The following is an 18,684-nucleotide window of genomic DNA, read 5'->3' as shown; positions in this document are numbered from 1 at the left end:
TAAAATTTATTTATTATTAAAAATGGAGTTAGCACTCACCAATAAAGAGTGCTAATAAAACTTTTTAACTATTTAAGGAGGGTGTTTCACTTGTTAAAGCCACTAGGTGATCGTCTAATTATTGAGCTTGTAGAAGGTGAAGAAAAAACTGCAAGCGGTATTGTGTTACCAGATTCAGCTAAAGAAAAGCCTCAAGAAGGTAAAGTTGTTGCTGTAGGTACGGGTCGTGTAACAGATAACGGCGAACGTATCGCTTTAGAAGTTTCAGAAGGAAACACTATTATTTTCTCTAAATATGCAGGTACAGAAGTTAAGTACCAAGGTAAAGAATTCTTGATCCTTCGTGAATCTGACGTATTAGCGATCGTAGGCTAATCATCAGAAAAACTAAAGGCTTCAATTATTGAAGCTACATAAATACTAAATAAAAATATAAAAATTATTGGGAGGGTTTTACTCATGGCTAAAGATATTAAATTTAGTGAAGACGCACGCCGCTCAATGCTTCGTGGTGTTGATGCATTAGCAAACGCTGTAAAAGTAACGCTTGGACCAAAAGGGCGCAACGTTGTGCTTGAAAAGAAATTCGGTTCTCCGTTAATCACAAATGACGGTGTAACAATCGCAAAAGAAATCGAGCTTGAAGATGCATTCGAAAACATGGGTGCTAAGCTTGTAGCTGAAGTAGCGAGCAAAACGAACGATGTAGCTGGGGACGGAACAACAACTGCAACGGTTCTTGCTCAAGCGATGATCCGTGAAGGCCTTAAGAACGTAACAAGCGGTGCAAACCCAATGGTACTTCGTAAAGGGATCGAAAAAGCAACAGCTGCTGCTGTTCAAGAATTAAAAGCGATCTCTAAGCCAATCGAAGGCAAAGAGTCTATCGCACAAGTTGCATCAATTTCTGCTGCTGACGAAGAAGTAGGGCAATTGATTGCTGAAGCGATGGAGCGCGTTGGTAACGACGGCGTTATCACGATCGAAGAATCAAAAGGATTCACAACTGAGCTTGAAGTGGTTGAAGGTATGCAGTTCGACCGTGGATATGCTTCACCATACATGGTTACAAACTCTGACAAGATGGAAGCAGAGCTTGAAAATCCATACATTCTTATCACAGATAAGAAGATTACAAATATCCAAGAAATCCTTCCAGTTCTTGAGCAAGTGGTTCAACAAGGTAAGTCACTATTGTTGATTGCTGAAGACGTAGAAGGTGAAGCTCTTGCTACATTAGTAGTTAACAAGCTTCGCGGAACATTCAATGCAGTGGCTGTTAAAGCTCCTGGATTCGGTGACCGCCGTAAAGCTATGCTTGAAGACATCGCAGTACTAACTGGCGGTGAAGTAATCACTGAAGAGCTAGGTCTTGACCTTAAGTCTGCGAACATCACGCAGCTTGGTACAGCTTCTAAAATTGTTGTAACGAAAGAAAACACAACAATCGTTGAAGGTGCTGGAGACTCTGCTAAAATCGCAGCTCGCGTAAACCAAATCAAAGCACAATTAGAAGAAACAACTTCTGAGTTTGATAAAGAAAAATTACAAGAGCGTCTTGCTAAATTAGCTGGCGGTGTAGCAGTAATTAAAGTTGGTGCAGCTACTGAAACTGAGTTAAAAGAGCGCAAACTTCGTATCGAAGACGCATTGAACTCAACACGTGCAGCAGTTGAAGAAGGTATCGTATCTGGTGGTGGTACAGCTCTAGTTAACGTACTATCTGCAATTCAAAAAGTTGAAGCGACAGGCGACGAGCTTACTGGTATCAAACTAGTACTTCGTGCACTAGAAGAGCCAGTTCGTCAAATCGCACACAACGCTGGTCTTGAAGGATCTGTAGTGGTTGAGCGCTTGAAGAACGAAGAAATCGGAATCGGATTTAACGCAGCAACTGGCGAATGGGTAAACATGTTCGAATCAGGAATCGTTGACCCAACAAAAGTTACGCGTTCTGCACTTCAAAATGCAGCATCTGTTTCTGCTATGTTCCTAACAACAGAAGCAGTAATCGCTGATAAGCCAGAAGAAAATTCTGGTGGCGGAATGCCTGACATGTCCGGCATGGGCATGGGCGGTATGGGCGGCATGATGTAATCATAGCCCAAACCCCTTGATATATGAGGGTTTGATGAAAGTGTGGAGTGGAATGCTAACATCTTGCTAACATTTCTCTCCTAAAATTAGAGGTTTCTCATTAGTTGTGCAAACTTGTGAGAAGCCTCTTTTTTCATTTCTTTTGTTACGTGGAGATAGACGTTTTTCGTTGTGGCATCGTCACAGTGGCCTAACCGATCCATAATCTCTTCCAAGCCTACCTTTGCTTCTGCTAACAATGACGTATGTGTATGGCGCAAAGAGTGAGGAGTGAGTTCTGCATTTAAGCCAGCCAACTTTAGCAGCCGTGCCATTCTATTTTCAACGGTCTTGACGAAAATAGGATAGCCAGGTTGTTTTTCTTTCTTGGCAAAAATGAATCCTTCGTCCAAATATGATTCTCGAAAGTGCTCCTGAACTTTCTTCTGTCCTAGCATGTGCTTCTTGAGGGCAGCAATGACTTCTTTATCTACTACAATGGTCCTTTTAGATTTTCTGGTCTTGGGCGGTACTAATTGATATTCCAGCGTGTTGTTCGTCGGATTGTAATACGTTTTCGTGATACTGATAGTTTGTTCCTCGAAGTCGATGTCTTTCCATTTTAGAGCCACCAGCTCACCAGCACGCATCCCTGTGTATGAAAGGGTAAGGAAGATTAGATAATCTAAATCTAAACCTTTTTGAGCAGCTGTTTTCAACAGTAAAGCGAGGTCCTCCTTTTCCATATATTTAGGGATTTCTTGTTCTTCTAATTCCTCAATGGTTTTTCTGTCTTTCTTCAGGTAAGCGAATTCCGTTGGATCACTTTTAATCATCCGCATCTCAATGGCCTTCTTGAAAATCATTCTTCCAGTGCGGTGTACACCGTCTAACGTGTTGTCAGCATACCCTTTCTCTTTTAAATCATTCAAAGCATCTTGATACCTTTTAGCTGTTATGTCTTTAAGCTTTAAAAGAGAGAAGTAGGGCAGCAGTTTGTTGATTTCATGCTGCCTAATACGAATAGTCCCAGGCTTAACGCTGTTCTTCTCACTGTACATACTAAGCCACTCACTTGCGAAATCTTTAAATATAACACTCGCTTCATGTACATAGGTTCCTTGATTAAGTTCGTAGATGAATTCGTTAGCGGCTTTTTCAGCTTCTTGCTTAGTCAGAAATCCTCCCTTCGTCTTTTGCTTCCTTCTGCCGGTAGAGGGGTCTCTCCCGATGTCGATTACGAAGCTCCAGGTAGATCCGCAAGTGCAGCGCTTCTTGTTGCAAGTGCAGCCTCTTCGGTAAAAATGTCCTTTCATATTAATTAGACCTCTTTTCTTGTTGAAATGTCTTGCAGGTTATCTATTATTTCCACTGCTTATGGAGCAAATACGTTTAGTCTATTTGCTAGCCTTTTCTACATTTAAACTGCGCGGCTCGAACTTTTCTTCTGCTTTTGCTCAGCAACCCACATTTCCAAATCCGACTTTTCTACACGTTTTGAAGTGCCGATTTCAAAGTTGGGGATACCACCGTGCTCTACATCCAGTTTGAATAGTTCGTAGACCGTTTTTCTTGAGATGCAAAGGAACTCGGCAATGTGAGCCGCTGTTAATGCGTCAGGTAAAGATTCCCAAGTTGTATATTGTTTTGTATTATTCATAGTAAACTCCTCCAAATTGGTTTTTGTATATATTTCTGTACTTTGTCCATACTTGTAATGTTTTTCTGTACTTTGTCCATATTGGTATACCAATGTGGATGAATTACCGAATATACTCTTAAGAAAAGCCCTGGTAACAGGGCGGTTCTAAATCTGCTAGGTTCATTAGGTGAATTCGACAAAAGTGCATTCGGTAATTCATCCTAGTATGAGAATTAAAGTTCGGTAGTTTGTCCGGCAGAATCAAGATTGAAAATATTGAGGATGTTGTTGCTGAATGTCATCTTAGATCCTTCTTCAGGAGATATCGCTACATGATCTATAAAATAAAGAACCATTAAGCGTTTTTCTGTTTCCCCAAGCTGAAGTTCTAACATTGTTTTAAAACGGTTAAAGAACAGGTCAGATTGTACAGATTCAGACACTGATTGAAGTACATCCAGTTTGTAGCTTGCCTCTTTCAAATCGTCAGCTGTCCGATTCTGAAGAGTTACTGCGAGCCCTTGAAGCCGCTTGTCGTTCTGTTCTTCTGCAATACAACCCCTTGATATTAATTTGTCAAGACGTTCTTCGAGAATTTCAATATTTTTTTCGATTGTTAGGTTTGCTTGTTCCAAGTAATTAAGGGCATGGCTTTTTAGTTCTTCACTAGACATATGATTCTCGATATGTCGAAACAAGTTAGGCATTAAAGAATCATGAACGTCTGTTTTGTCTAATTTATAGCTGCATGTTTTACAAACATAATACTGATAGAGATACTTTTTGCTATTCCGGGTTGTGGATGCGTTCTGTGTGAGGAGCTTCTCGTTGCATTGGCTGCAGACTAGCTTATTTAGAAAAGTAAAAGGGGTATCTAGCCTGCCATGAACTTTCTGAAGCGTGGTGTTCACGGTGATTAGATGCACAAGGAATTCATCAACAAGCGGCTCAGTGAAGTTATGAAATTCATATTCTCTTGCTACTTTGCCTTTATGAACATTCCATATTAATGTTCCGGTATAGAGACGATTTTTGAGGATGGTTTCAATCGTACTGGATCTCCAAGCTTTTCCTTGAGGAGAAGGAATGCCTGCAGAGGTTAGGGTATTAGCGATTTTCTGCATGGAAATTCCCCAACTCTGCAAGTAGAAAATAAATGTTACGATATCAGCGTCTTTGTTTGGGACCAGCTTCTTTTCAATTAAGGTATAACCATAAGGAGTCTTGGCTCCTGGCCTTACAGTTTCATCTGTCTCAAGATAAGAAACGAGAGAACTGATGGCTCTTTCAGACTTTATTTCTGATTCCTGTCTGTATAGCAGGAAGGCAAGCTTAGTTTTCGGATCATCGGGATTAAGGGGGCCCTCAAGGTTAGTTGAATATACAGACAGATTGTCAGGGAAATGTTCAGCGAGTGGTCTGTAAAAGTCTAATATAAACGTGTATCCGGTGCGGTCCATACGTGATTCCTCGTGAAAAATGACACGTGGGATCCCGGACTCAATCATTCTTTCTTTTAGGTGCATCAATTTCTTTCGCTGAGATGCTCGGTTTGTATAAGCACTTGTAGCATCCTCAATGAAAATAAATTCATCAGGAACGGTCATGTTGTTGCGGGCTGCATATTGCTGAATATGAGCTTTTTGTATCTCAACACTGTGATTTTCAATTTGTTTATAAGAAGAGCGCCTGATATAAGCAAAAGCAATATTCATGCACTCTCACCTCCTTGGTAAATAAATTCTTTTTTTATCTCTGTTAAATAATCGAACTTGACCATCTCTATATCAACATGTTCAGGATAGACATGAATCTTATGAACAAACAGAGAGAATAGCCAAGCCAATTTCGGTTCTGAAATATCCAACAGATAGGACTCAAATTCTTTAGACAATCGTTTAGCATCTGCAAGGTGGTTTTCTGCCTCTTCCAAGGCTTCAAGAAGTGCGCCTTGCTCGAACTTCAGTTTTTCTAGTTTTTTGTATTTTATATCGCTTTCCCAATTTGGATTGTAATCACTGCTAGCTAGGAGCAGTTCTTCCATATGTTTGTTAATTTGCGTCTCGAGAGTCTGCACCTCACTTTTAATAGTCTTTTTATAAGAATTGACAGATAACACTGCATCCTTGACAAGCCTCTTTATATCCAGACATTTAAATGCCTCTCTTACTACTTGCTCTACAATGCATACCAGATCGGAGTATCCAATTGTGACACGTTGATGTTTACGTGAGCAGCTGTATTGTGCGGTGTTACTCTTAACATTACTGCGATAAAGGAGAGGTCTTTTGCAGCAACCACATATAGGCTGAAATGTTTCCTGCACCTCAAGCCGTTTTATTCTTTCTTCAAAAGCCTTGAATAGTTCGCTTTTCTTATTTTGCAGTTTTTGATAATCCTCTAGAGTCATATAAGGCTCAACGTGTTTAAGAGCGTTATTTCCATTGGACAAATCATAACCGGCGTAAAAAGGATCGCTGGCAAGGGTGATTAAGCGCGATAAATCGCAATTAAGTTTCTTTTTATAATCATCCAGCAGGATACATAGCTCATCCATATTGGATACCTTAGCGATGTCTTTAAAGTAATCCATAAGGCAAGACGAGTTCTTTGAATCTTTTCTATAAGTCTTTGTTTCTTTATATTTGATATAACCGAACTTCTTTGGAGGATGTCGCCTCCTAGCTTCCGCTGTTCTTCGTGCAATGTTCTTTCCTTCAATATCGCTGAACATCCCTAAGAATCCTTCCAGAAAAATATCGTTAGTCGCTTGAATATGCCCTCCGCCATGAGAGGTATATACAATTTTGACTTCGTGCTTAAGGCAGAGTTCCTGGAAGCTCATTCCTTCATAGTAATCTCTGAATAGTCGGGTTCGGTCAAAGGCATACAACACAGCAATCCTATCGTTCGCAATCCATTCAATAAGCTGCTTCATCTCAGGTCTTTCTTTAATAGACTTTTTGTTAGCAGAGATAGCATCCTCGTTAATAATCAGTATTTGATTTTCTTTAAGTAAATCGCGGTAGCGTAGATCTGCTTCTTGCTGCATCGTCAGATCCTGGCCGGCTGTACTTACGCGGCGGAAAAAAACATGTTTTTTCTCCATCATCACTTTCTTCTAATCTCCTTGTTTTTCAATTTGGTAGTTCCATGAATGAGCTTTCCTTGAAGCTGAAGAGGCAAGTCCATTTGCTCTATAATGAGCCGTTGGATTAAATGCTGCAACCAAACTTTTGTTACATCGCATGGCTCATCATTTGACTTTATCCGAATGCGTTTCCTCATATTTTCACCTCCCGCTAATCATCTTTGACGCGAGGTGACTGTTTATATACTCTTCTCTTGGTTATCGCTGATTTCATCAAAGAAATGAAAGTTGAGCTGTGCAGACTCTTTTTCGGTATCGCGGTAGATATAAACGCGAACAATCCCTCTTTCTTCGCCTGGGAATTGGGGTTTATTTTTGAGGTTTAGCATAGTGTTTTTTCCTTTGTTGCTGGTATTCTATAAAACTGCTGAGAATAAAGGGAGAAATTCCGGAAGCGGATAAGGCTTTGATGTAGCGGTTTTTCTTCATGAAGCAATACCTCTCTTTTTTAAATGAGTGATTGCCTCAGCTGTATTATTGCTAATCTTCTTGTTTGGCTTTTGAAAAAGTGTCCTCATGGTGTAAGTTCCTCCAAGTCGTTTTTTTCGGTAGTTCGTCTACCGGCAGATGTAACATAACCATTTTGAAAAGAATGTCAATATTTTTTTTCTTTTCAGAATTAATTAAATAGATATGGTAAAATATTTTAAAAATGTAAAAAGTTTTCGTTTGTTTTGACTATGGATTAAATACGATAGTAAAGTTTAGGTAGGTGGTTTCAAAATCGGAGGAGAGGTAGATTTAATGAATATTGAAGATGCTTTATCAAAACATTTAAAAAAATATACTACTGCTCCATTCCTCTTTATTGGATCGGGGTTTTCAAAGCGATATTTAAATACAGAGGATTGGGAAGGTTTAATTCGTAAGTTTTGTGAGTTAGTACCAAGAGGATTTGCTTATTATAGGTCAACTGCAAACAGTAAGTGGGACGTTGCAGCACAAATGCTCGCAGAGGATTTTCATGAAATATGGTGGAATGATGAAAGATTTGCTGAAAGTCGAGAAGAATATGAAGAGATAGCAACTAACAGGTATAGTCCGTTAAAAATCGAAATCTCAAGATATCTTAGGTGTAAAAAATATGAATATGGTAATAACTTACAAAATGATGAAGAGTTAAATGCACTAAAAGAAGTAGTCATTGATGGTGTTATTACAACTAATTGGGATACATTAATTGAAGATGTATTTCAAGCTGAGAAAATGAAAACTTACATTGGTCAAAAGGAATTATTGTTTTCAAATAATCTAGAGGTAAATGAAATATATAAAATTCACGGATGCAGTACTGATCCGGATTCATTGGTACTTACAGAAGAAGATTACAAGGAATTTAACGCTAGAAATGCTTACTTAGCAGCAAAACTTTTGACGATATTTATTGAGCATCCAGTGATTTTTATTGGATATTCTCTTTCAGATGCAAATATTATTAGGATCTTAGAAAGTATAACTGCTTGTCTAGATAGTTCAAACATTAACAAACTTAAAGATCGTTTAATTTTTGTCGGGAGAGCAAACGGACAAAATGATAGTTTTCAGGAATCGTTAATTACAGTAAATGGTATAACAATACCGATTACAAGAATTACAACAGATCAATTTGTAAAAGTTTATAGACCCTTGGGTGAAATTAAAAGAAAGTTTAGTACAAAAAAGTTAAGACAAATGAAATCAGAAATGTACGAGCTGATAAAACATAATGACCCAAAGGGAAAAATTCAAGTTGTTGAATTTGACGGTAATGAAGATAGATACAAAGATGTTGAGTTCGTAGTAGGTTTTGGTATAGATCATTTCGCTGAACAAGTACAAGGATTTATTGATAAGAATGATTTTACAAAACCTAGTCAACTTAGGCATTCTTCAACTGGTTACAAGACATATTCAAAAAAAGACTTGTTGTTAGAAATTCTAGCTGATGATGACAAGTTCGGGTACGATTATGACGAGTTATTAAAAGATACTCTTCCTGAAAAGCTAAAAACTGACCATTGGTTACCTGTTAATAGATTCGTGAAATTTTCAACTTTAGGGGACTATGAGGGTCTTGATTATAAAGTAATGAAAAAGAGGGACCTTCAATACAAGGATTTTTTAAGTCATAGGCAAAAAAAAGAGATGGGAGCATTCTCTTTTGATTGGCAATTTTCTGTTGTTAGAGAAGTATATAACGGGTTTAATACTTTAGAGGAAAAGTTTTATAACATCGCACTATTGGGTCCAAAAAAGATAAATATTCAAGAACTAAGGCAAATATTAATAGATCATATTGATTATGTAGATGATAATAGCGCTATAGGTACTCAATTAAGACGTTTGTTTAGAATATATGACTTTTTAGCATATGGTAGACATACCAATGAATTACATCCAAATAACCAAAAGGTAAAGGCTAAATAATTCAAGAAACGGCTAGCGATTCAAAGAATTAAAAAATTTGAAAACTAATTGATGATAAGAAAACCAAGGGAAGCTCTTTAAGAGTTTTTCTTTTTTGTATTTTTTTTTGGGGCGTGGGGATATACTTTTAGGTTATGTGGGCTATTGTCTATGAAAAATACCCTACCCCTGTCTCAAGAATCTAACAACTATTCTTGGACAGAGGAAGCAGTATGTCTGTAATGGGATACACTTTAGTGTAAAGACGGGAACCGTTGATGCTGCTGTTTCATACCTGAATTTCTTCAACTTGTTATTAGCTATTAATAGCATACGCATTTTCGCCCGCGCACTTCATAACAAGCACCATTGGCCGTAACCAAACGAAACTTCCACCGAACCGTTATGCACGAAGCCGTTCCCGCTCCCTTAAGTCTAACAATCCAGTCTGAAAACAGCAGTAAAGACCTTGCCTAATGATTGTTACGCTGATTTTCTGCATCGGCTCAGCTAACCTTACCTTATATTTATCGTGACTTAAGGGCGATTTCACGGTTATATTTTTTGTAGTTATTTCATGTCGAACTCTACTAAACGACAGCTTTTTTAACAGAGGGGGCTGCTCTGACCCAATCGGGATTTAACTTTGTGAATTTAATAAAACCTTTTAAATTTTTTTATGCAACTTTTAATTTTTATCTTCTTACCTTATTGCTAACTTTTGAAGAACCTAGAAAAGTAACTTTCTACTTACGATCAATTTTTGTTATGGAAAGGGGTGCCCTTTAAATTTACAGAAAAGACTTGGAACTAAGATGTTCTAAGGGATCCTTTTATGAAAAACTACTTTATTCAATTAAATAGTTATAGTGATAAAATGGAAAATAAGTCTATAATTAAAATTAAAGGTAAACAAATACATAGTTACCTATTTTTATAATTCTTATATAATATAACTTTATTGATGTGGGGAATTTTATAATTTATCAAATAAAAGGAGAGATTGTAAGTGGGATTACCCAATCCAGTTGGTTTACAAAGTGAAGTGCTATATTTACCAGAAAGAGGACATTACGTAGTATTAGGTACTGCTGGTAGCGGTAAAACAACTTTAGCAATCTTAAGAGCAGCGTTTCTTGCTAAGACTGATTGCAATCCAGGTGAAAAAGTAATGCTTGTCACCTTTAACAAAGCTTTAGTTACATATTTGAAATCCATTTCAGCTACTGCAAGAAACATAGATGTAATAAACTATCACAAGTTTGCAAGAGGATATCTTGCAAACAGAGGGTTAATGGGACGGAATGATATCATTCCTGCTTATTCACGTCTTCATTGGACAAAAAGTGAATTAATCAAGCAAGCATATGTTTTAGTTAAGGAAGAGGAGGATTCTTCCGTATTTGAAAGACCTGTAGAAGTTTTTTTTGAGGAAATAAATTGGATACAAAAAATGGGGATCACCGATATATCCGATTACGAAAAAATTGAACGTACTGGAAGAGGTTCAACTAGAATAACTCGAAGTAATAGAAAATATTTTTTCATGGTATACCTAGAGTATTTGAAATTAAGGGAGGAAAATAATAGAAAATATGATTTGGAAGATTTAGCATATTATGTAAGGGAAGAACTTGGAAGAGACGAAAGCACAAGAATGTATAAACACATTATAATTGATGAAGGGCAAGATTTTTCGCCAACAATGCTCCAATCATTGGCAAAAGCTATTTCATCCAACGGAAGTTTAACCTATTTCGGTGATGTAGCCCAGCAGATTTATGGAAGCCGAATTTCTTGGCGTTCAGCCGGCTTTATTAATCCTCAAATCTGGAGATTTGAGCAGAACTACAGAAATACAAAGGAGATTGCTAAATTAGGTCTAGCGATCTCGCGAATGCCATATTTTAAAGAAGATGTGGACCTGATAGAACCACTTTTTCCTAGAGCTTCCGGACCCCTTCCAGCACTAATACATTTTCAAAATGAAGAAGAAGAACTGAATTATTTTATTGATCAAGTAGCTGATCTTTATGAAACGGAAACTGTTGCAGTTTTGGTAAGAGATAGAGACGCGGTTTCCATAGTAGGAGCAAAACTCAGATCAGCAGGCTTAAGACCAAGGGAGTTAAAGGGAGATATGGGATTTTGGGATTCTAGTCCAGGAGTATTTGTAGGTACCTATCATTCTGCCAAAGGCCTTGAGTTTGATACAGTAATTCTACCTTTTTGTAATAATAAGAGATTACCAGATAAAGATAAAATACTGTCTCTAGAAAGTAGAGAGGAAGCACTTTCAGATGAAATCAAGCTTCTCTATGTCGGTGTTACTAGGGCGAAAAGGGGATTGTTTATTTCTTATTCGGGAGAAATAACAGAAATGTTACCACTAAATAGTGAACTATATCAGGAGTTTGAACTATGAGTGAAATAATAGATGGTATTCATCAAAGAGGGATAACAAGGTTATGCCATTTTACTAAATCAAATAATCTGGCTCATATCCTACGTAACGAGTCTGGTATTGTAGCAAATACTTTTTTGGATGACCAAAAAGAAATATTGAAGAGAAATGATGAAAACAGATATGATGGGAAAGAAGATTATGTATGTTGTTCCGTTCAATACCCTAATTCTTGGTATTTAAGAAAGATAAAAGATGTAGACCCTATTTTTAAAGAATGGGTAATCTTATTTACTAACCCTGTATTAATGAATCAAACTTCTACTTTATTTTGTCACCGAAATGCTGCAGCGGGTAGAGGGATTTACATAAAGAATGGTGAAGAAGGATTTAGCGGTATGTTTAGGAATCCAGTACAAGGTCAAAGATTAATGTACAGGACTAATAGTATGCTATCCTGTTGTCCAACAGACGACCAAGCTGAAGTACTTATTTACAAAAATATCTCAAGATCAAGTATTATGGCAATTGCTGTACCTACTCTAGAACAAGCTAGAAAAGAAAAAGCTAGGTTAAGTTTTATACCTGAAGTACCCAGAAATATCAATTGGATAATAGCACCTAATTTATTCGATGTGTCTTGGAGCTCTATTGTTAGAAGAGGAGATATTCCAGGAGAAATTTTGTATCAAGGGGAGTGATAATTAAATGAAAACAAGTCAAAAAGTAGAATTTATAGATAAATATTTTGGCTCATTCCTAGGGGCCGTCATAGGAGATGCCATAGGCTGGCCGCAAGAAGACAGAAGTTCAAAAATAGGTAATGCATTTAAACCTTCAACGCAGTTTCAAAATTGGAAAAGAAAATGTGGTTCACAATACTACTCTTTTGAAGAAGAAATAGATTTAGGTTCTTATAGTGATGATGGCCAATTATTATTTTCTGTTGCCAGAAGTTTAAATCAAAACAACTGGTTCAGTCATTTTGTAAAGGTCGAGCTTCCATTTTGGCCAATCTACGAGCGAGGAGGAGGCGGAGCAACTAAAAAGGCTGCTACATTATGGAGTTTTGGTAATCCTCCATGGAAATTGGAAAAACAAAAAAGAGAGGATATTAAAAGGTATTTTAACGCCGGCGGTAATGGGGTAGCAATGCGTATTCTCCCTCATGTATATAATAATTATAATAATAGAAAGGAGATGACCCAGCAGGTTTTTTTAAATGGGATTGCTACACATGGTCACCCTAGGGCATTATTAAGTGCAATTCTTTACGCCTGGGCTATTGAATATTTAATTAGAAAAGACGAGCCTCTTGGTTATGGGGAATTAGTAGATTATTTGTTAAATGAAAAAGAGAATTGGAGTATTTTCCCTAAAATAAATAATTTTGAGGATTGGATCGAAGCTGCTAATCTAGTTACAAATAATAGGTACCTTAAAATTTGGGAGGAAACTATAACAGAATTGGTTTCCGGTTTATTAATAATAAAAGATGCATTAAATCTTGGTGTGTTAGACAAAACTAACTCCACATTAACAAAGTTAAATTGTTTTGATAAACAAATCCGAGGTGCCGGAACAGTAGCGTGTTTAGTTTCTATTTATATTTCGTCCAAATACGCTGCAGAAGCAGTTTCGGGATTGTTAAAAATCGCTTTTTCACAAAATAGTGATGCAGATACTAATGCCTCAATGGTAGGTGGACTTTTGGGAGCTATTCATGGAACAGAATGGATTGATCCTAACTGGTATAAAGTTCAGGACATCGAATATATTAAAAAATTAGTTAACGATATTGATAAGGACAAGGAAGATAACAATCCAAAGCTCTGGCCAAATAGTGAAAAAGCTAAAGTTTTGAATAGCCTAGAAAACAATGATGGGACATGTAGGTTAGGACCATTCAAAGAGTTCAAGGTAGTTGAAATAATAAAAAATAAACCCATTACAAAAAATGCCCTTTCAACTACATATAAGTTGTCTACTGCCGAGGGGCAAACTTTATTCATTAAAAATAATAAAAAAGTTGATTTAAAAAATGTTGCTCTAAAAAAAGAGAAGACAGATATTAATATGACTAATTTAGCTTTTATAAATAATTTAGATAAGATTTATTCTATAGTACCTCCTCGTTTGACAGCTAGAAGAGTGTTTAAGGTCCTTTTGGATATTTCTGATGGGTTAGAGAACTGGAATATAAAAGATAACAATCCTAGTGAAATCGAAGCGTTTTCATCTAATTTTATAGAAAAAGGAATAGAAAAAGAGTTAGTAATTAGCTTAATCCATTTCGTTCTAAGCTCCAATAAAAAATAATTAAATTGTAGTAACCGTCAATGATTTCAATTGATAAAAAAAAGCAACCTTTTCATCTTATATTAGATAAGAAGATAAAGGTTGCTTTTTGTTTAAATACTGTAAACGCTATATGATTTTTTCAGAAGTATTATTGAAGCTCGAGACGACTATTATTACTCCATTCGTCCACTACTTTCTGGATTTCTTTTGTTATGTTATCAGGTAATTCGCTCAAATCTTGTATTTTATTAACATTAATTTTTTTATTTGAAGAAAGTCTAAACACAACATTTTTCCCTTGATATGCAACCCCAATAATAGTGCCTTCACTTGTTTCATTAGTTGGACCAGCCACAGCAATAGTAACTAAAACACCTGAACTAGTTTCAACACAAGCACCAGATGCATTTGCAAAAGTTTGTAGTTCGGTCATTAAAATTTCACTCCATTTTTTTAAGAATTTTACTTACGTAAACATCATACAATATTCATTTTACATTTAAATGAATTTTATGAAAAAAATACTATTTTTAATTTATTGGCAGTGAAAAAAACATCTACAATTTTTAATGGTCAGGTTATTTACGTAATGTTTTTAAGGGAATATTAAAACCTGGGATAGACTTATTTACAAAATTGCACCAATCCTTCTTTAGTTAATACCTCAGAATCTTATCCATGTTTTCTGCAGGATTTACTTAGCGCAGGAACATTGATTCTTGGCTCTTCTTTTTTTGAAGGAGGAGTAGCAGGAAACCTGCATCATATTTCATAAAGATTTTCTTCGTTCATATCTTTCCAGAATTTCATTGTATATCAAAATCTCCTTAAATTTTATATTTATTGAACTGTAGTTAACAAAGCATTTCAATATAACTTAGAAGTTAATAACCACCAACATCGCTTGTGTTGTCAATTAACCCCACACATATGGAATTTAAAAAGCGATGCAAACAGAATTTGCACCGCTCTGTTTAAGAGACATCAAGTTAACTGCAAAACATCGATTGCTAACAACATGCTAACATTTTGCTAACGAAGTCCAATAAAACGAAATAAATCAAGGTTAAAGATAATATACTTGATGCATACATAATGCTGATCTGACGGGACTTTCTTCTACCTAAGTTAAAGATATTGTTGCATAAAACCATATGGGCGGCATGATGTAATCTGCCCCCAAGGCACTTTACATCGAAGTACCATTTCTGAAGAAGACTACTTCCTAAATTGGAGGTAGTCTTTTTTGTGTTTATGAAGCAAATTGTGGAACAAGATTTTTCGGGGAGTAACAGTCACGCAGAATATTCTCCCTTAAGAGAATGGATGTTTTATCTCTCGGCGATATTGGACTTCAACGTCCTGCAAAATGGCTAAATAATGAACAAGAAGATCCTATGACAACAAAAATCAATTCTTTGGGAACCATATGGAACTCTATCATCTTTATATCTATGGGAAATTATTAATTGCTGATTAAAAAAAAGCTGCAAATGAAATTTTATGTTGATATTGTATAAAATCTAATGCAGCGGGATAAAATTAGCTCATGAAAATAACAAAAAGATTAATTACGCCGGCTATATATTAAGCATGCATTAAGTTAGATGCAGAATTGAAAATTTTTAAAAGGAGCATTTCTCAAATGAAGGTGCTTTCAATGATTCAACCTTGGGCCTCCCTTTTCATCTTAAATGAAGCACAATATGAGACAAGGACTTGGAAAACTAACTATCGTGGTTCTTTAGCAATCCATACAAGTAAAAAGATAGATAACAGTGCTTGTAATAACAAGAATATTCAGCACCTTCTTAGTGAACACGGACTCAACAAAGAGAATCTACCTAAAGGTATGATTATTGGTGTATGTAACCTAATTAATTGTTTAAAGGTAACAGAAGACGCCCAGGGATATGCAGTATTGGAGGATGGACGTATAGTCAGGGGTAATGATTATTTATTAGGGGATTTTAGAGTAGGGAACTATGTTTGGGAAGTTTCCAATAAGGAATTGTTAATCAATTTTATACCAGCAAAAGGAAAACTGGGTTTATGGGAATACGATTTAAATTAGTTGATTAAATTGGGAGAAACATACTAATTTTTAATGAAAAACCAACTGAATAAATTAATTTCCACCAACTGAATGCCAAGAAATTAAAAAAGAAAATAATTAAAAAGGACATTATTGTTTAATTAAATACAAAATCAATGTTTTGATAGGGAGAGAGGAAATGGTCAATACCAGCAGGTTATTTCGTTTACCAAAAAGGAAAATCTCCAACTTTAATGGAATCATTACAGCTACTATGAAACTAAATAAGAAGCTTCTCATAAGTTGAACAAACTTGTGAGAAGCTTTTTCTATTTATTAATTTTTATTTCTCTACTTTTTCACCAAAAGCCTCTGGAATCATCGTAAAGCCTTCGATCACCGTATCTTCTTCCACTTCAATCATAAGGTAACGTTTTCCGCTAAGCTGCACTTGTTTGACGTATCTTAAATCTTGCGGGCTGATCGAAATGTTGGCTACCTTCGTATTGATTTTAATCGATTTGGAATTATATTTCGGTACGACGCTGCTTGCTTTGAACTCGTATTTGTTGTCATCGATTATTTTTTGGAAGGCGGTTTCTACTTTTTCTGTATCGATATTTTCCACGCCGCTCGCTTTTAATACGCGCTCCACGTCCGTGGAGTCTAGCCTAGGATGTTCTTCCTCTTCGTTTTCTTCTATCATTCTATGAATCTCTTCATACACATTGGAGAGCGTGGAGGTATTTAATTGATCTCCCGTAACGTCTTTAATGATTTCTTCAAACACGATCTTATCATCTTTTGCTGTCATGATATCTTCACCATTTAGCACTTGCTCGATGAATTCATAATCGGGCTCATGAACTTTTCCGGCTGAATACAGAATGTGGTTCACATCTGCTGCATTATCTGTGAAACAAGGGAAGAGGAATCCTCCGATCGGTGCATTCAGATTGATGACAGGATCGACCACAAAATTGTACTTAAACTCTTTTTCCACATAATCAAAAAGCAATTCCTTTTTTGGTTCTGTTGTATTGTTTATACTGCAAAGAATAAAGGGGAAAGAGTAAACGGTGTCTCGTTCACTTTCCTCCGCCTCATCATTACGCCGTTTCGTTGGCTTGTAATATTCACCGCGGATAAAAGTAATGACTATATCCTTTTCGTATTGCCGGGTCAAAAGCATTTTACCAACCATTTGCAGCATGCGCTCATTCCAGTCTTCTACATCACTGCTGAGCATGCCTTGATGCAAAATGAGCTGGCTGCTGTTTTCCGCATCCCTTTTAAATTTTAATTCAAAAAGCTTTTCATCTAAGTTTCCGCCAAGCAATTTCTTAAAATTATTTAGAAAGAGCTCTTGCTGCTCATCATCAAGCAATTCAAAAGGCTGGCTTTGGTGGTGGTAGATATCGCTGGATTCCTTCATGATATATACATTAAAAATACTGGAGATCTTCAGTAAATCGTTATCTTTTTTAAATTGTTTTCGAATCTGTGCTACATCTTTTTTGTTCATGCTTACATACACTCCTAAGTGCTTAATTGTATAGCTTCCATCCTTGAGTTTAACATAAAACGTTTTACATACGGGTGTTCTTTGAAACGGTGTGGTTGATCTCCGCTCCAGGATGCTCGCTTTCCGCGGGGCATGCGGTGAGCCACATTGGCGCTACGACCTTTAAGTGTCTCACCTGTCTAGCAGCAGCGGTTAGCCCCTCGAGGTCAAAAGTTTAATGGTCATGAAGGCAAAAAGCGCCTTCTTAGCCCATTTACCTTTTGCTTGTCGGGGCTGATCAAACCGCATCCGCTTTTCGGACTGTCACGCTGATCCCGCAGGAGTCTCGCACCTTGCTCTCCAATCAACTTGCACATGTAGATTAATGCCAAAAAAGCTGCTAAATACCTTCAAAAAAGTGCAAAAAAAACCCCCTAAAGCATCTTTTAAAAAGATCTGCTCTAAGGGGTGAATATTTAATAACTATATCGCTCTATTCTTAATGCGCGCTACTAGCGGCACTACAATAATACCAGCGATCACAACCTGCAAAATGTTACCCGGAATTGATCCGAATGGCTGGATCCAGTTCCCATAAAGAATAACTTCGGCAAAATAATAGCCTACGATTTTAATAAGAAGTGCTGCTGCAACAGCCATTGAATTTACAATCACTCTTTTACCAGGTACTTTTTCCGATATCAGACCTGCTACAAAGCCCATCGTTCCTACAATAACAAAAGTAAATGGCGCCCACACAGTCCAGCCGGAGAAAAGATCAAACATCCCCATACCGAAAGCGCCCGCAATAGCACCTGTTTTTCTGCCGAAAACAAATGCTGCGACAAATAAAGGAACGTTTCCGAGATGGATCAGACCACCGTTACCCATGATCGGAAGCTTTATGTTAATGAACATAGTAGCTACAAGAGTTAAAGCGATAAAAAGGGCAGTGATAACTAATGCCTTGGTTTTAGTTGTTTCTATCGATGAGTAAGTTGTATTCACAAAATAACCTCTTTCTTTTTTACGTAATATCATTCAGTAAATCCTACTCATCTATTATATCTGTCTCTCATGCTTTAGAAAATAGGGAATCAAAAAAAGGCGATAAATCCCAGAAAGGTGCAACCTTTTACTGCGTATCGCCTGGCGATATAACTTTCAAAAAGAGGTTGAAACCTTC

At 36.7% G+C, this 18,684-nt stretch carries 16 protein-coding genes; 7 read left to right on the top strand and 9 right to left on the bottom strand.

Annotated elements, in window-relative coordinates:
- Positions 1-90: 90 nt before the first annotated feature.
- Together groES and groL are read left to right on the top strand one after the other, a co-directional pair.
- Positions 91-375: a co-chaperone GroES gene (groES, locus tag J2X07_RS19640; RefSeq protein WP_310262848.1), complete on the top strand. Its 285-nt coding sequence runs from the start codon at positions 91-93 to the stop codon at positions 373-375.
- 84 nt (positions 376-459) lie between these two features.
- Positions 460-2,097: a chaperonin GroEL gene (groL, locus tag J2X07_RS19635; RefSeq protein ID WP_310262846.1), complete on the top strand. Its 1,638-nt coding sequence runs from the start codon at positions 460-462 to the stop codon at positions 2,095-2,097.
- Positions 2,098-2,183: 86 nt separating this feature from the next.
- Here groL and J2X07_RS19630 read toward each other — a convergent pair whose 3' ends face one another.
- From J2X07_RS19630 to J2X07_RS19605, 6 genes are all read right to left on the bottom strand, one after another.
- Positions 2,184-3,392: a tyrosine-type recombinase/integrase gene (locus tag J2X07_RS19630; RefSeq protein ID WP_310262844.1), complete on the bottom strand. Its 1,209-nt coding sequence runs from the start codon at positions 3,390-3,392 to the stop codon at positions 2,184-2,186.
- A gap of 104 nt (positions 3,393-3,496) precedes the next feature.
- Positions 3,497-3,736, bottom strand: a complete 240-nt coding sequence (locus J2X07_RS19625) for a helix-turn-helix domain-containing protein (RefSeq protein WP_310262842.1) — start codon at positions 3,734-3,736, stop codon at positions 3,497-3,499.
- A gap of 215 nt (positions 3,737-3,951) precedes the next feature.
- Complete coding sequence (locus J2X07_RS19620) at positions 3,952-5,433, bottom strand: recombinase family protein (RefSeq protein ID WP_310262840.1); 1,482 nt, start codon at positions 5,431-5,433, stop codon at positions 3,952-3,954.
- The gene (locus J2X07_RS19615) at positions 5,430-6,830 is read right to left on the bottom strand and encodes a recombinase family protein (protein ID WP_310262887.1); all 1,401 of its coding nucleotides are present in this window, start codon (positions 6,828-6,830) and stop codon (positions 5,430-5,432) included. Before J2X07_RS19615 ends, J2X07_RS19620 begins: the two co-directional genes overlap by 4 nt.
- Positions 6,830-7,006 (bottom strand): hypothetical protein, encoded by a 177-nt coding sequence (locus tag J2X07_RS19610; protein ID WP_310262837.1) that lies wholly within the window; start codon positions 7,004-7,006, stop codon positions 6,830-6,832. The genes J2X07_RS19615 and J2X07_RS19610 overlap by 1 nt, the downstream gene beginning before the upstream one ends.
- 42 nt (positions 7,007-7,048) lie before the next feature.
- On the bottom strand, positions 7,049-7,198 hold the full coding sequence (locus tag J2X07_RS19605) for a hypothetical protein (RefSeq protein ID WP_310262834.1): 150 nt from the start codon (positions 7,196-7,198) through the stop codon (positions 7,049-7,051).
- A gap of 415 nt (positions 7,199-7,613) precedes the next feature.
- On the opposite strand from J2X07_RS19605, the gene J2X07_RS19600 reads away from it, so the two are divergent.
- The 4 genes from J2X07_RS19600 (at position 7,614) to J2X07_RS19585 (ending at position 13,977) form a co-directional block, all read left to right on the top strand.
- The gene (locus J2X07_RS19600) at positions 7,614-9,275 is read left to right on the top strand and encodes an SIR2 family protein (protein ID WP_310262831.1); all 1,662 of its coding nucleotides are present in this window, start codon (positions 7,614-7,616) and stop codon (positions 9,273-9,275) included.
- Between the two features lie 988 nt (positions 9,276-10,263).
- Positions 10,264-11,679, top strand: a complete 1,416-nt coding sequence (locus J2X07_RS19595) for a 3'-5' exonuclease (protein ID WP_310262828.1) — start codon at positions 10,264-10,266, stop codon at positions 11,677-11,679.
- The gene (locus J2X07_RS19590) at positions 11,676-12,359 is read left to right on the top strand and encodes a DarT ssDNA thymidine ADP-ribosyltransferase family protein (protein ID WP_310262823.1); all 684 of its coding nucleotides are present in this window, start codon (positions 11,676-11,678) and stop codon (positions 12,357-12,359) included. The genes J2X07_RS19595 and J2X07_RS19590 overlap by 4 nt, the downstream gene beginning before the upstream one ends.
- Positions 12,360-12,366: 7 nt before the next feature.
- The gene (locus J2X07_RS19585; RefSeq protein ID WP_310262821.1) at positions 12,367-13,977 is read left to right on the top strand and encodes an ADP-ribosylglycohydrolase family protein; all 1,611 of its coding nucleotides are present in this window, start codon (positions 12,367-12,369) and stop codon (positions 13,975-13,977) included.
- A 130-nt stretch (positions 13,978-14,107) separates the two neighbouring features.
- Here J2X07_RS19585 and J2X07_RS19580 read toward each other — a convergent pair whose 3' ends face one another.
- Positions 14,108-14,392, bottom strand: coding sequence for a hypothetical protein (locus tag J2X07_RS19580; protein WP_310262817.1), 285 nt, complete (start codon positions 14,390-14,392; stop codon positions 14,108-14,110).
- 1,212 nt (positions 14,393-15,604) lie between these two features.
- Between J2X07_RS19580 and J2X07_RS19575 the strand changes: the two genes are divergently transcribed.
- Positions 15,605-16,033: an ASCH domain-containing protein gene (locus tag J2X07_RS19575; RefSeq protein ID WP_310262814.1), complete on the top strand. Its 429-nt coding sequence runs from the start codon at positions 15,605-15,607 to the stop codon at positions 16,031-16,033.
- 304 nt (positions 16,034-16,337) lie between these two features.
- Here the strand turns inward: J2X07_RS19575 and J2X07_RS19570 are convergent, their stop codons facing one another.
- Together J2X07_RS19570 and J2X07_RS19565 are read right to left on the bottom strand one after the other, a co-directional pair.
- A complete protein-coding gene (locus tag J2X07_RS19570; RefSeq protein ID WP_310262812.1) occupies positions 16,338-17,519 on the bottom strand; it encodes a DUF4317 domain-containing protein in 1,182 nt (393 codons plus the stop codon).
- A 462-nt stretch (positions 17,520-17,981) separates the two neighbouring features.
- Positions 17,982-18,506, bottom strand: a complete 525-nt coding sequence (locus J2X07_RS19565) for an ECF transporter S component (RefSeq protein ID WP_310262884.1) — start codon at positions 18,504-18,506, stop codon at positions 17,982-17,984.
- Between the last annotated feature and the right edge of the window lie 178 nt (positions 18,507-18,684).

Origin of the sequence: Fictibacillus barbaricus, assembly GCF_031457135.1 — a bacterium.
GTDB lineage: Bacteria > Bacillota > Bacilli > Bacillales > Fictibacillaceae > Fictibacillus > Fictibacillus barbaricus_A.
The sequence above is the reverse complement of the archived record's forward strand: the minus strand, read 5'-3'. Positions and strand labels throughout refer to the sequence as shown.

Coding starts and splice junctions, on each gene's coding strand:
- J2X07_RS19600 (WP_310262831.1), top strand. CDS start 7,614: ATGAATATTGAAGATGCTTTATCAAAACATTTAAAAAAATATACTACT.
- J2X07_RS19570 (WP_310262812.1), bottom strand. CDS start 17,519: ATGAACAAAAAAGATGTAGCACAGATTCGAAAACAATTTAAAAAAGAT.
- J2X07_RS19615 (WP_310262887.1), bottom strand. CDS start 6,830: ATGATGGAGAAAAAACATGTTTTTTTCCGCCGCGTAAGTACAGCCGGC.
- J2X07_RS19580 (WP_310262817.1), bottom strand. CDS start 14,392: ATGACCGAACTACAAACTTTTGCAAATGCATCTGGTGCTTGTGTTGAA.
- J2X07_RS19605 (WP_310262834.1), bottom strand. CDS start 7,198: ATGCTAAACCTCAAAAATAAACCCCAATTCCCAGGCGAAGAAAGAGGG.
- J2X07_RS19585 (WP_310262821.1), top strand. CDS start 12,367: ATGAAAACAAGTCAAAAAGTAGAATTTATAGATAAATATTTTGGCTCA.
- J2X07_RS19575 (WP_310262814.1), top strand. CDS start 15,605: ATGAAGGTGCTTTCAATGATTCAACCTTGGGCCTCCCTTTTCATCTTA.
- J2X07_RS19630 (WP_310262844.1), bottom strand. CDS start 3,392: ATGAAAGGACATTTTTACCGAAGAGGCTGCACTTGCAACAAGAAGCGC.
- J2X07_RS19625 (WP_310262842.1), bottom strand. CDS start 3,736: ATGAATAATACAAAACAATATACAACTTGGGAATCTTTACCTGACGCA.
- J2X07_RS19610 (WP_310262837.1), bottom strand. CDS start 7,006: ATGAGGAAACGCATTCGGATAAAGTCAAATGATGAGCCATGCGATGTA.
- J2X07_RS19590 (WP_310262823.1), top strand. CDS start 11,676: ATGAGTGAAATAATAGATGGTATTCATCAAAGAGGGATAACAAGGTTA.
- groL (WP_310262846.1), top strand. CDS start 460: ATGGCTAAAGATATTAAATTTAGTGAAGACGCACGCCGCTCAATGCTT.
- J2X07_RS19620 (WP_310262840.1), bottom strand. CDS start 5,433: ATGAATATTGCTTTTGCTTATATCAGGCGCTCTTCTTATAAACAAATT.